Annotated in this window: 10 protein-coding genes, 1 tRNA gene and 1 pseudogene; 8 read left to right on the top strand and 4 right to left on the bottom strand. The window is 57.3% G+C overall.

The features are described from left to right. Positions 1–23 precede the first annotated feature (23 nt). From AC0V61_RS15615 to pyrG, 4 genes are all read left to right on the top strand, one after another. Positions 24–155: a hypothetical protein gene (locus tag AC0V61_RS15615; protein ID WP_486159036.1), complete on the top strand. Its 132-nt coding sequence runs from the start codon at positions 24–26 to the stop codon at positions 153–155. Positions 156–238: 83 nt separating this feature from the next. Beyond that, the gene (gene tpiA, locus AC0V61_RS15610; RefSeq protein WP_486159034.1) at positions 239–1,003 is read left to right on the top strand and encodes a triose-phosphate isomerase; all 765 of its coding nucleotides are present in this window, start codon (positions 239–241) and stop codon (positions 1,001–1,003) included. An 82-nt stretch (positions 1,004–1,085) separates the two neighbouring features. After that, positions 1,086–1,481, top strand: coding sequence for a preprotein translocase subunit SecG (secG, locus tag AC0V61_RS15605; protein ID WP_486159032.1), 396 nt, complete (start codon positions 1,086–1,088; stop codon positions 1,479–1,481). A 108-nt stretch (positions 1,482–1,589) separates the two neighbouring features. After that, on the top strand, positions 1,590–3,227 hold the full coding sequence (gene pyrG, locus AC0V61_RS15600; RefSeq protein WP_486159030.1) for a CTP synthase: 1,638 nt from the start codon (positions 1,590–1,592) through the stop codon (positions 3,225–3,227). A gap of 401 nt (positions 3,228–3,628) precedes the next feature. On the opposite strand, the pseudogene AC0V61_RS15595 reads toward pyrG, so the two are convergent. After that, positions 3,629–4,116: pseudogene (locus AC0V61_RS15595) on the bottom strand (Hsp20 family protein). A gap of 173 nt (positions 4,117–4,289) precedes the next feature. Here AC0V61_RS15595 and grxC point away from each other — a divergent pair. The 4 genes from grxC (at position 4,290) to AC0V61_RS15575 (ending at position 5,996) form a co-directional block, all read left to right on the top strand. After that, on the top strand, positions 4,290–4,553 hold the full coding sequence (grxC, locus tag AC0V61_RS15590; protein WP_486159028.1) for a glutaredoxin 3: 264 nt from the start codon (positions 4,290–4,292) through the stop codon (positions 4,551–4,553). A gap of 11 nt (positions 4,554–4,564) precedes the next feature. Then, a complete protein-coding gene (locus AC0V61_RS15585; protein ID WP_486159026.1) occupies positions 4,565–5,380 on the top strand; it encodes a carbon-nitrogen hydrolase family protein in 816 nt (271 codons plus the stop codon). A 9-nt stretch (positions 5,381–5,389) separates the two neighbouring features. Continuing rightward, positions 5,390–5,884 carry a DUF1178 family protein gene (locus tag AC0V61_RS15580; RefSeq protein ID WP_486159024.1) on the top strand — a complete coding sequence of 165 codons (495 nt, stop codon included), beginning with the start codon at positions 5,390–5,392 and terminating at the stop codon, positions 5,882–5,884. A 35-nt stretch (positions 5,885–5,919) separates the two neighbouring features. Next, positions 5,920–5,996, top strand: a tRNA-Arg gene (locus AC0V61_RS15575). 115 nt (positions 5,997–6,111) lie between these two features. Here the strand turns inward: AC0V61_RS15575 and ggt are convergent. From ggt to AC0V61_RS15560, 3 genes are all read right to left on the bottom strand, one after another. Beyond that, positions 6,112–7,902 carry a gamma-glutamyltransferase gene (ggt, locus tag AC0V61_RS15570; protein ID WP_486159022.1) on the bottom strand — a complete coding sequence of 597 codons (1,791 nt, stop codon included), beginning with the start codon at positions 7,900–7,902 and terminating at the stop codon, positions 6,112–6,114. 10 nt (positions 7,903–7,912) lie between these two features. Next, the gene (locus tag AC0V61_RS15565; RefSeq protein ID WP_486159020.1) at positions 7,913–8,482 is read right to left on the bottom strand and encodes a PepSY domain-containing protein; all 570 of its coding nucleotides are present in this window, start codon (positions 8,480–8,482) and stop codon (positions 7,913–7,915) included. 71 nt (positions 8,483–8,553) lie between these two features. After that, entirely contained in the window at positions 8,554–11,835 is a 3,282-nt protein-coding gene (locus AC0V61_RS15560) for a VPS10 domain-containing protein (protein ID WP_486159018.1), read from the bottom strand. Positions 11,836–12,153 lie beyond the last annotated feature (318 nt).

Raw genomic sequence — 12,153 nt, 5'->3', positions numbered from 1 at the left:
TTCATTTTGGCGTCAGCAACATCATGGCGATACAAAAGATGTCGGAATGGCTGAAATTCGCCTTTTTCCCGGCATCCGTTGCTCACAATGTGCTGCATCGGCGCTTTATCGACCCTGCGACCTCGCGGCAACAGGTTGAAAGGGGTTTTGACTAAACTTAATCGCTCCGCTAGCCGACGCGCCCGCTCGACCTTACATGTAGAGCCAAGATTCGTGATTTCGATTTCAAGGTAACTCAATGTCCCAACGGCCCTACATCGTAGGAAATTGGAAAATGCATGGCACCAGAGCCATGCTCTCTGAAGCACGCTCGATTGACCGGGCGGCGCAGCGTCATATGAAGGTGGAGGTGGCGATTGCGCCGCCTTACACTCTCATTCACCCAATCCACCGCGAGGCAGAACAAATCGCTGTGGGCGCACAGGATTGCCACGAGCAGGACGGCGGCGCGCACACTGGCGATATCTCGGCGGCTATGGTCGCTGATGCGGGCGGCAAATTTGTGATCCTGGGCCACTCTGAGCGGCGCCAAGCGTACAAAGAAGCCAACGCTTTGGTGCAGTCTAAGGCCGATTCGGCGCTTTCTGTTGGCCTGCGGGTCATCATGTGCTGCGGTGAGAGCGATGAGACACGCGAGGCGGGCAATGCGGTGTCGTTTGTCACACGCCAACTAAAAGCGTCGTTGCCAGCTGAAATTGAGAACCCCACCGAGATGCTGGCCGTCGCCTATGAGCCGATTTGGGCGATTGGCACAGGCAAGACGGCTGAGGCCGCTGACATCGAAGAAATGCATGGTGAGATCCGCAAGCTGTTGATCAAGCTTTACGGCGAAGAGCACGGCGAGGCCGTTCGCATCCTCTACGGTGGCTCGGTTAAGCCCGAAAATGCGAGCGAGATATTTGCTGTCCCCAATGTCGGCGGCGCGCTTGTCGGCGGGGCGAGCCTTACTGCCGACAGCTTTATGGGTATTGCGCTCGCCGCAGCAGAGACCGACGAGGCTTGAGGCAAACATCAACTAGCCTTGTTGTTCGGTGCGCTTATCACTAAGTGCGCATCGTCAAGGTAATCCATTAGAAGAAGCAAATATGTCGCTGTTCATTATCCTAACCGTCATTCAGGCCATGATTGCCGCTGCACTCGTGGCTGTGGTGCTCATGCAACGTTCGGAAGGCGGGGGCCTTGGAATTGGCGGCAACCCCAATGGTGCACTTGGTGCGCGAGGGGCGGCGGATTTTCTGACCCGATCAACCAAATGGCTTGCAGTGGCATTTGTCACCATGTCGATCACTTTGGCGGCAATTGCCGTGAGCGAATCGAGCGTTGGCGATGTAACCTCAACCCTCGACCGCGATGCAAGCGCACCCAGTGCCGCTGATCTTCTGAGTGAAGACAATGGCGAGGATGGGGCGGCTTCTGGTGAGGGCGAAGCTTCTGAAGAAGAAGCCAGCCCTGCCGAGGTTGATGACCTTCTTAGCGAATAAAAATCCGGTCGAACCCTCGGCCCAAATGCAACAGCTGTGGATTGGCGCTTAACAAGCACGCCAATTCGCTTGCCCCGAATCCCCTCGAACGCTTAAGGCTTGCCTCCCATGGCGCGGTACATATTTATCACCGGCGGCGTGGTCTCCTCGCTCGGCAAAGGTCTCATGGCAGCAAGTCTTGCTGCCCTCCTACAGGCACGCGGGTACAAGGTCCGCATCCGAAAATTTGATCCCTATCTCAACGTCGATCCGGGCACGATGAGCCCGTATCAGCACGGCGAGGTCTATGTGACCGACGACGGGGCTGAGACCGACCTTGATCTGGGGCACTATGAACGCTTCACCGGCGTGTCAGCGCGCCAGAGCGACAATATCACCTCGGGGCGGGTCTACCGCGATATCATCGCAAAGGAGCGGCGCGGCGATTATCTGGGCGCAACAGTCCAAGTGATCCCTCACGTGACAGATGCGATCAAACAGTTTGCGCTTGCTGATCAGGATGATCATGATTTTATCTTGTGCGAAATTGGCGGCACAGTTGGCGATATCGAATCGCTTCCGTTTATGGAGGCCATTCGGCAAATCCGTAACGAACTTGAGCCGTTTCAAACGCTAAGCGTCCACGTAACCCTTGTGCCCTATATTGCGGCCGCAGGGGAGCTTAAAACCAAGCCCACACAGCACTCTGTGCGTGAACTGGCATCCTTGGGGATCAAGCCCGATGTGTTGCTCTGCCGCGCGGAACACCCCATTCCCGATGGTGAGCGCCAAAAAATTGCCAATTTCTGCAATGTTCGCAAAGAAGCGGTGATCCCGGCGCTTGATGCACCTTCGATTTATTCAGTGCCGCTGCAATACCACCAAGAGGGCCTCGACGAAGAGGTTTTGCGCGGCTTTGGCATCACCGATGCACCTGCGCCCGACCTTACGGCCTGGGATGATGTGACAGATCGCTATTTCAACCCCGAAGGCGAAGTCACCATTGGGGTGGTTGGGAAATATGTCGGTCTTCCCGACGCTTACAAAAGTCTCAATGAAGCGCTCGTCCATGGCGGGCTTGCCAACCGGGTCAAGGTCAACATCAAGTGGATCGACGCTGAAATCTTCGAAGGCGAGGATCAAAGCGATATCGTCGCAGCGCTTGAGCCGATGCACGGCATTTTGGTCCCAGGTGGATTTGGCGAACGGGGCAGCGAAGGTAAAATTTCAAGCGTACGATTTGCCCGTGAACGCAAGGTTCCGTTTTTCGGCATCTGCCTTGGCATGCAAATGGCCTGTATCGAGGGCGCACGCACCGCCGGGATTGCAGAGGCCTCGTCGACCGAATTTGGCGAAACCAAAGAGCCGGTGGTCGGCATCATCACCGAGTGGATGACCGAAGAGGGCTTGCAAAGCCGCGAAGAGGGCGGGGATCTTGGCGGGACCATGCGCCTTGGGGCTTATGAGGCGAAACTTGGCGCAAACAGCCACACCTCGCGCATTTATGGCGGGGCTGAAACAATCTCAGAACGCCACCGCCATCGCTATGAGGTGAACAGCGCTTACATCGAGCCACTCGAAAGCGGCGGGTTGGTGTTCGCTGGCATGTCGCCCGACGGCCTTTTGCCCGAGATCGTTGAGCGCCCAGACCACCCGTGGTTTGTTGGCGTGCAATTCCACCCGGAGCTTAAATCCAGGCCATTTGATCCCCATCCGCTCTTCGCTGGCTTCATCGAAGCAGCGCTGGAACAATCGCGCCTCGTCTAGTGATGGGCTGAGGCCAATGACGGTCTAAGATGGGTCGCGCCATTCCGGCCCATTCGCCGGATTATTGGACGCATGGCTTTTGTCGTGAAGTTACAAGATTGTTAATTGTGTGTGTGGCTAGATTGTGATGCACAGCACAGTATGGGTTTCTAAGCCGGACTACCGCGTGTGCGCGGGAAGGGCGCGCTTTTTGCTCGGCGCCTTAAAAAGTTATGCAGCAAGGTTAGGACCCGTGAGCACAAATGCTCACTGCTGCGAAGGGCTCGAACTGGGGAATGACCGTCTACTGCGACCCGGACGGTTATACTTGGTCGGGGCGACAACAGTCGCGGGGCGGCTCCTTCGGGAACCGCCCCTTTTTTGTGTTTAGTCGTTAAGTATTTGAGCGTGTTAGCTCACGCTTAAGCAGCGTCGGCATCCGAAACATCATCGCCGGGTTTCTCTGTCGGAACGGCGGTTAATGTCGCCGCGCCGTTTACCGCGATTTTCTTTGGCTTCATCGCCTCAGGGATCTCGCGGACAAGGTCGATGACCAACAAGCCATCGGCGAGCGCTGCATTGTCAACGCGCACATAATCAGCAAGCTCAAACCGGCGCTCAAACCCGCGGTTCGCGATACCGATATGGAGCATTTCTGCGCCTTCATCAGCATCTTCGCGTTTGCGGCCTTGGACGGTGAGCAGGTTCGCTTGCGCAGTGATTTCAATATCCTGCGGACGGAAACCGGCTACCGCCAGCGTGATGCGGTAGGTGTCCTCACCATTTTTAGCGATGTTGAAAGGGGGTAATTGTCCCCTGAACTCGCGCGCGCCTGGCTCTCTAACATGTCGAAGAGACGATCAAAGCCAACGGTGCTGCGGCGATATGGGGTAAAATCAAGACGTGACATAAATTTGCAAATCCTCTTGTTTGAGCAATTTGGTTGTATTCGCAGACCCACCTCATGTGGCGCCTGCTGGTGTTATGCCGCTGTTGCATCTCCCAAGACTGGCGAAATGCGGCGACACACATTAGTTAGGGTTCCAGATATGCCTTTCAAGAGGCTTTTGGGATCGGAAAATTATGACCACACCAGTAATCGACATCTACACCAAATTCGGCTGCCCCTTCTGCGTGCGTGCCAAACACTTGCTCGACAAAAAGGGTGCAGCCTACAACGAATTTGACATCACCATGGGCGGTGAAAAGCGTGATGAAATGATCGCTCGTGCACCAAATGCGCGCACCGTGCCGCAGATTTTCATTGGTGAGACATACGTGGGCGGCTCAGACGAACTGGCCGCGCTTGAGAGCAAGGGCGAGCTCGACACGCTTTTGGCACAGTAGGACACGGCAAAGTGCCAAAGATTGCCGTCCATCAAATGACGTCGGGGATTGATCCTGAGGCGAATTTTCAGACGATCGCTCGTGCGGTTCTCGACGCTAGCCTCGAGGGGGCGCAAATGCTGTTCACCCCCGAAATGTCGCTGCATCTGGACCGCGACCGCAAACGCGCTGCCCAACATATCGAAGATGCAAGCGATAGCCACATGGCGCAGCGCCTCGCCAGCTTAGCGGCGGAAGCTGGCCTGTATCTCGCCGTCGGAGCGCCGCTGCGCCGTGGGAGCGAGAGGCTGTCCAATCGCCAATGGGTGTTTGGGCCCAACGGCGGTCCACCCGTCTCCTATGACAAAATCCACATGTTCGATGTTGAGCTTTCAACCGGTGAAACATGGCGTGAGAGCAACGCCTATGCCCCGGGCGAACAGGTCGTGAGCATTGATCAGACGCCTTTGGGAAGGCTCGGTCTCGCGATCTGTTACGACATGCGTTTCCCTGCTCTTTTCGAAGAACTTGGCCGCCGGGAATGCGACGCCATCTCGGTGCCTGCCGCCTTTACAAAGCCCACAGGCGAAGCGCATTGGCACGTTCTGCTGCGAGCCCGCGCCATTGAAGCCAGCGCATTTGTCATTGCAGCGGCCCAGGTCGGCAAACACGAGGATGGGCGCGAAACCTATGGGCACTCTCTTGTGGTGGACCCATGGGGGGAAGTGCTGCTCGATATGGGCGGGGATGGGCCGGGCCTCGGCTTCTGCGACATCGACCTTGGCCGTATCGCTGAAGTTCGTTCACAAATCCCCAGCCTTGCCAACCGCCGCAAAATCCCCAATTAGTCCCGCACAATGATCGTATTCGACCTTACTTGCGAACACGGCCACCGCTTTGAAGGGTGGTTCAAGTCTTCCTCTGCCTTTGAGGAGCAACAGGCGCGCGGCCTTGTGACGTGCCCTGAGTGTGAAACGGCCGCGGTGAGCAAAGCGCCCATGGCACCTGCCGTGCCAGCCAAAGGCAACACCAAGCCAGACCTTGCGCCAGTCCCCCAGCAGTCGGTTCAACCGAATGTAAGTGAAGGACAAGCGGTCTCCAATGCTGAGCCGCCTGCTGAGGTCAAGAAGGCCATCGAAGCTCTCGCAAAAGCGCAGGCTAAGGCGCTCGAAAACAGCACATATGTGGGCAAAGAGTTCTCTAAACAGGCCCGCGAGATGCACTATGGTGAGCGCGATGCTGAGGTGATCCACGGACAAGCGAGCCTTGAAGAGGCCAAAGAGCTTGTCGAAGAGGGCGTGGCCGTCGCGCCGCTGCCGCTTCCTGTGGCCCCGCCAGAAAAGCTCAATTGATCGCGTGCGCCATAATGCTATGGGAGCACATGGTCGGTCCCGTAGCTCAGGTGGATAGAGCGTTGGATTCCTAATCCAAAGGCCACAGGTTCGAATCCTGTCGGGATCACCAGCGTTTTTGTTTTCCGCACGCCCATCCGGGCGCGCGTCCTCGCTGGACGGGCAGGCAAGCTGCCCCCGCTGCGGGCGGGCGGTCGCCCTTGCGGACCCTCTGGGTCCGTTCGGCCTTAATACCCGCTCGCTTGTCCATCCTTGCGCATCTCGGTCGCGCCGGCATAAACGCCGGTTTCCGCGTCGCGCACGATTGCCTGATAGCCTCCGAACATGATGCCGTTGGAGACGACCCGCACATTGTGACCCATGGCGCGCAAAGCCTCGACGGTTTCAGCCGGGATACCGGGTTCGACATTGAGCGTCCCAAGTTCATCCTGAATCGGGCCGTTGAGGCTATCAGTCGGCTGCCGACCGCCGTCGTGGTTGATGCGCGCGGCATCCCCCGCTTCTTGAACATTCATGCCATAATCGACCATATTGATGAGCACCTGCACATGCCCCTGAGGCTGCATCCCGCCGCCCATCAGGCCAAGCGTCATGAAGGGCTTTCCGTCCTTCTTAACAAAGGCAGGAATGATAGTGTGGAAGGGCCGTTTGGCCGGTTCGTAGGCATTGGGGTGCTCGGGATCGAGGCTGAAAAGTTCGCCGCGATCTTGCAGCATGAAACCAAGGCCATCTGGCACCAAACCGCCGCCCATACCGCGATAGTTGGATTGGATGAGGCTCACCATCATGCCGTCTTTGTCGGTCACGGTGAGGTAGGTTGTGTCGCCTTCGCCCTCTAACTTTGGCTCAGGTACCGGTTCTCCCGGAGCGAACTCAGGCGTCGCTTTGGCAGGGTCAATCAGCGCAAAACGCTGCTTGCCGTAATCTTCGCTCAGCAATTCTTCAGGCAAAGCGGAGAACGAAGGGTCTGCATAAAACCGCGCAACATCGGCATAAGCGAGCCGTTTTGCCTCGGTGATGTAGTGAATGACCTCCGGGCTGCCGCGTTCCCATTGGCGCAGGTCCACATTTTTGAGGATGTTGACCATCTGCAAGGCGGCAAAGCCTTGTGAGTTTGGTGGAAGCTCGCACAACTCGAACCCGTCGCGGTAGCCTGCGCAGGCCACATCGACCCACTCGCTCTCATGCGCGGCAAAGTCTTCTATAGTGAAAGCTGAACCTTGGCGCTGGAGATAGTCGACCATGACCTTGGCCAAATCGCCCTTATAGAACGCCTCGCGCCCGTCGCGCCCGATTGTCTCAAGCGTGTTCGCCAGATCAGGGTTCTTGAAGATGTCGCCAGCTTCTGGCGCTCCGTCGGCAAAATAGGTGGCGCGGGCATTGTCGAACTCAAACGCCGTGGTCTCAAGCCGCCGCGTGTAGGATCGCAAGGAACGGTCCAGATACATCGCAATGACTGGGGCAACCGGGTGTCCTTTGCGCGCGTACTCGACAGTTGGTGCCAGCACCTCGTTCATGGGCATGGAGCCAAAGCGTTCGTGCATTTCAAACCATCCATCGACCGTTCCGGGAATGGTGACGGGGAGGGGGCCCACAGCTGGCAGTGCATCGGCTCCGTCCAACTTGGCGAGCAGTTGATCGAGTGACTGGCCCGCCGGCGAGCGTCCAGAACCATTGAGGCCGTATAATTGATCGGTATTGGGGTCGTAGATGATTGCAAACAGATCACCGCCAATACCGTTACCCGTCGGCTCCATCAGGCCGAGCGCTGCATTGGCCGCAATTGCTGCATCCACCGCATTGCCGCCCTCTCGTAGGACTTGGAGCGCGATCTGGGTTGCCAAGGGGTGAGCGGTCGCTGCCATGCCGTTTTCAGCATAAACCGGACTGCGCGACCAATTGGCGCCAACCGGACGCCCGCCAGCACCGATTTGCTCCTCAACGGGGCGCGCTTCCTGCGCTAAAATGGGCGTTGCTACAAGGGCGAACAGTGAGGCTGCTGTGGCAAGAATTCTCATGAGATTTCCCTCAATTGGTGGCGGGCGGAGTACCGGTCGGCGTACCGGTTTTTGGGGCGACTTTTTTGGCGCGCTTCTTTTTCGACTTCGCTAAATAGGGCAACAAAAACAAATAGCCGCCGGTTCCCCACATGATGATGAGGATGACGCCGATGGGGAGGAAGACATAGAGCTTCACCCAATCGGCAAACCACGATCCGTCATGGATCGCCTCGATCGTGTCGGACCGGCGGTAGGCGACCTTCAAGACCTCAGCTGTGCTGGTGTCGATCTGCACTTCCCAGCCAGAATTTGCCCGAAGTTTCGCCACGCCGCGGTCCACACGAAGGTCGATGCGGTCGATGTCGGTCCATTCCTCAATCCCAGCCTCGGGATGCGCGCGCGCAGCCTCGACCATTTGATCGTAGGAGATGGTTGGGATCGTGTCCTCAACCACCCCGCGCTCAGTGCCGGGTTGTATCCACTCAATCTCTTTTTTGAGCATCAGCATGCCGCCAGCGACAAACATGATCGCGGCAGGGATGAAGACGGCGACCGAAAGCCAGTAGTGAATCTGGCGAAACAAGCGTTTTGCGTTCATTGTCTCTCACATGAAGCGGGGGCCGCCCTAAGGCAAGCCCCCGCCTGTTACTTCAACAGGGTCATTTGAATTTATGGAAGCGCGCTTCCAGCGACCCAAGGTGCACCAGCTGCCTCAAGCTCACGTTCGAAAGCAGGAAGGCTGCTTTCTGTGAGAGTGCGCAGGCGATTTTTGACGTCGGTGAATTCCGCGACGGCATAGCCGAGCTGGTCACGGTGCGTATTGGTTGGGCCATAGGTCGAGGCGCTGACCCCAAACATGACCATGCCAAGACGGCTGCGAACGGTGGGCTGAGTGCGCTCTGCGATGGCATTGCGCGCTTGGTTCCCGTTCATCATCGCATCGAGCGTATTGGCCTCACTGCGAAGCGCGGAAAGGCGGTTATCGAGCGCTGTGACGTCCCCGCCAGCACGGCTTACCGCAACCTTCATCAGATCAATGCGCCGCTTGGCGTTATCAAGCGTCGCATTGGCCGCCGAAACCGTCCGGTCAAAGGCCGAGATTTCGGCCCAGAAACCGGCCGCATCCGCTTGAGCTGGAAGCGCACCTTCGCGAAGGCGTTCGACGTTGAACGGCTGACCCGAAACCAGCTCAGTCGTCACGCCGCGAACCCGCTTAGACAGCGAGACGGTGTATTGGCCGGGGCTCACAAGAAACCCGCTGCCATCCGAGTTTGGTCCCGGCTTACGCGTCACTGCCGATTGGCTTGGAAAACGAAGGTCCCAGTTCACACGGTGGAAGCCCTTCTTGGTCGGTCCTTTGATCCGGCGCACCACATTGCCATCGCTATCACGAACGGTGAGGTAGATCGCTGGCTTCTCTTCCAGGATTTCTTGCGTAAGGCTGTCAAAGCTCGGGAAGGGGTTGTTGCCGCCTTCTTTGGCAATCGGCTTCTCGCGCTCTTGGCGAATGTCTTTCAGCGACTGAATATCGTCTGCCAGATAATAGGTGAAATTCGCCCCAAATTCTGGGTTGGGCGCACGATAGTAACCGTGACCTTGCGACCCGCCTTCAGAAAAGGCCAGCGGGTGCTGTTCAATGTACCACCACGCTTTGCGGCCTGGGAAGAGCATTGCTTCGGAGCGAAGGCTCGCCTCGGTCACTTCGCGCAGAGGCGAGATATCATCGACGATGAAGAAACCCCGGCCAAAGCTTGCCGCCACAAGGTCATCTTCGCGGCGCTGAATCGTGAGATCGCGGAACGCAATTGTTGGAGCATCGCCGGTCATCTTTACCCACTTCGCCCCGCCATCGACGCTGAAGAACAGCGCAAATTCGGTCGCGGTAAAGAGCAGGTTGGGGTTCTTGTGATCCTGAACGATGCGCCACACGAGGTGACGATCAGGGATGTTCGACTTGATCGAGGTCCAAGTGCGGCCGCGGTTGGTGCTCTTGAGCAAATACGGTTTGAAATCGCCATATTTGTGGTTGTCGAGCGCGACATAGACCGTGTTCACATCGAACAGATCGGCGCGGATGTCGTTCACATAGGCTGTGTCAGGTACGCCAGGCATAGTGCCCACTTCCAAACGCCGCCATGTGTTGCCGCCGTCTTCTGTGACTTGGATCAGGCCATCATCAGTGCCCACATAAAGCAGGTTCTCATCGAGCGGGCTCTCACCCACATTCGCAATAGTGTTGTACTGCGACATGGCGAGAAGATCCCAGCCCGCATCCCAGCTGTGCTGGCGGCCCTGAACGGGCAGACGCAGACGGTTTTCATCGCGGGTGAGGTCAGGTGAAATCGCGCGCCAAGTGTCGCCGCGATCATCCGAACGCCACAGCTTTTGCGACGCGTGATAAATGCGGGTCGGCTCATGCTGGCTAACCAGAATAGGCGCATCCCAGTTCCAGCGCATGATTGGCTCACCGGGAGCAGCTTGCGGTTGGATGTGCACGACCTCACCAGTGATACGGTCAACGCGCGCCAAGTTCCCCTGCTGCCACTGCGCATACATAATGTTTGGGTTGCCGGGCTCTGTCGCAGATTGGTGACCATCGGCAAACAGCGTGATGAACCAGTCATCATTGCGAATGCCGTGACGGTTATCGGTGCGCGATGGGCCGCCCTGCGAGTTGTTGTCCTGTGTCCCGCCATAAACGTAATAGAATGGCTCAGCATCATCGACCGCGACCTTGTAGAACTGGGTCACTGGCAGATTGTTGATGAAGCGCCAGGTTTTCGTGTGGTCATAGCTTTCGTAAAGACCGCCATCTGATCCAAATAGCACATATTCCGGATCATCCGGCCGGAAGGCGAGGGCGTGATCGTCAACGTGCTTCAATTCGTTGTTGAGGTTGCTGAAGGTCTTGCCGCCATCGTTTGAAATCTGAGATGTGTTCGACATCAGATAGATGCGGTCGAAATAGTGCGGGCTTGCATAGAGCTCTTGATAATAGTGCGGGCCGGTGCCGCCTGAGACGGTGTCAGACATTTTGGTCCAGCTCGAACCGCGATCATCAGAGCGCCAAATGCCACCCTCGCGTCGATCAAGTTCAATCGCTGCGTAAACAACGTCAGGTTGGATCGGCGAAATCGCGATCCCGATCTTGCCCATATTGCCTTTGGGAAGGCCGGTTTTCAGCTCAGTCCAAGTCTCGCCGCCGTCTTCTGAGCGCCAGATGCCGCTTTCAGGGCCGCCGCCAACATAGGCGGCAACTGTGCGGTGACGCTGCCATGTGGTGGCATAGAGGCGGTCAGGATTGCTTGGGTCGATCATCAAATCGCCTGCGCCCGTGTGGCCGTTGTCCGAGGAGAGAACTTGGGTCCACGTCTCACCGCCATCGGTGGTCTTGTAAACGCCGCGTTCGCCGCCAGCGCTCCAGATTGGGCCTTGGGCTGCTACCCAGACGGTGTTTGAATCTTCAGGGTGAACGATGATCTTGCCGATGCGTTCTGAGGCCTCGAGACCTTTCTTCTTCCAGGTTTGACCGCCGTCTTCGGAAAGATAGATGCCATCGCCATAGGCCAAGTGGCGGCCACCATGGTTCTCACCTGTACCAACCCAGATGCGGCTAGGGTCGCTTGGGTCTAGGCCAAGCGAGCCGATCGAATAGGAGGTTTGGCCATCGAACAGGCTTTTCCAAGTGGTGCCCGCATTCTCCGTCTTCCAAACGCCGCCAGAGCCCACTGCCACGTACCACGTCGCAGGATCGTCTTGTACAATTGCGATGTCAGCGATGCGACCCGACATAAACGCCGGGCCAATGCCGCGCAGTTTAAACGCGTTGAACGTACCGCTTGAAAGAGCAGGTTTCTCTTTGTCATCCTGGGCCAGGGCGGTGGTGCCGAGGCCGGTAAGTGCCAAACCAAAAGCGGCAAGGATTGCGAGGAAAAGTTTTTGTAGCGACATTCAGCCCCCCGTTCGCGAAGCCCTGAAACTGCCGCGAGGATTGTGATCGACAACGGGGTAAAGACTCAAGCGTCCGCCCCGAGATGTAACATGGCTAGGCTTTCATAAGCTCTGCATCAACTGCCAAGCCGATTTGCCTCACGCCTAATCGTGGATAGATGAACGCATTTTTCCGTCCCATAGGCGCAAGGAAATTCCGACCAAGCGCAAAGGCTGTCGGACAAGCTGCATTGGGTGGGGGGCTGCATTGAGTGGGGTCTCAGATGAAAGCGCCAAAACAGAAGGGCGCTCGGCAATTTCCGGAGTAAGCGGCCCGGG

It is taken from the genome of Erythrobacter sp. JB1-4 (assembly GCF_057365025.1).
Note: the sequence above shows the minus strand (reverse complement) of the source record. Positions and strands in the feature narration are given on the sequence as shown.

What these genes read in the sequence shown, in the direction of transcription:
- AC0V61_RS15615 (WP_486159036.1), top strand. Translation starts at nt 24, where the DNA reads ATGGCGATACAAAAGATGTCGGAATGGCTGAAATTCGCCTTTTTCCCG.
- tpiA (WP_486159034.1), top strand. Translation starts at nt 239, where the DNA reads ATGTCCCAACGGCCCTACATCGTAGGAAATTGGAAAATGCATGGCACC.
- secG (WP_486159032.1), top strand. Translation starts at nt 1,086, where the DNA reads ATGTCGCTGTTCATTATCCTAACCGTCATTCAGGCCATGATTGCCGCT.
- pyrG (WP_486159030.1), top strand. Translation starts at nt 1,590, where the DNA reads ATGGCGCGGTACATATTTATCACCGGCGGCGTGGTCTCCTCGCTCGGC.
- grxC (WP_486159028.1), top strand. Translation starts at nt 4,290, where the DNA reads ATGACCACACCAGTAATCGACATCTACACCAAATTCGGCTGCCCCTTC.
- AC0V61_RS15580 (WP_486159024.1), top strand. Translation starts at nt 5,390, where the DNA reads ATGATCGTATTCGACCTTACTTGCGAACACGGCCACCGCTTTGAAGGG.
- ggt (WP_486159022.1), bottom strand. Translation starts at nt 7,902, where the DNA reads ATGAGAATTCTTGCCACAGCAGCCTCACTGTTCGCCCTTGTAGCAACG.
- AC0V61_RS15565 (WP_486159020.1), bottom strand. Translation starts at nt 8,482, where the DNA reads ATGAACGCAAAACGCTTGTTTCGCCAGATTCACTACTGGCTTTCGGTC.
- AC0V61_RS15560 (WP_486159018.1), bottom strand. Translation starts at nt 11,835, where the DNA reads ATGTCGCTACAAAAACTTTTCCTCGCAATCCTTGCCGCTTTTGGTTTG.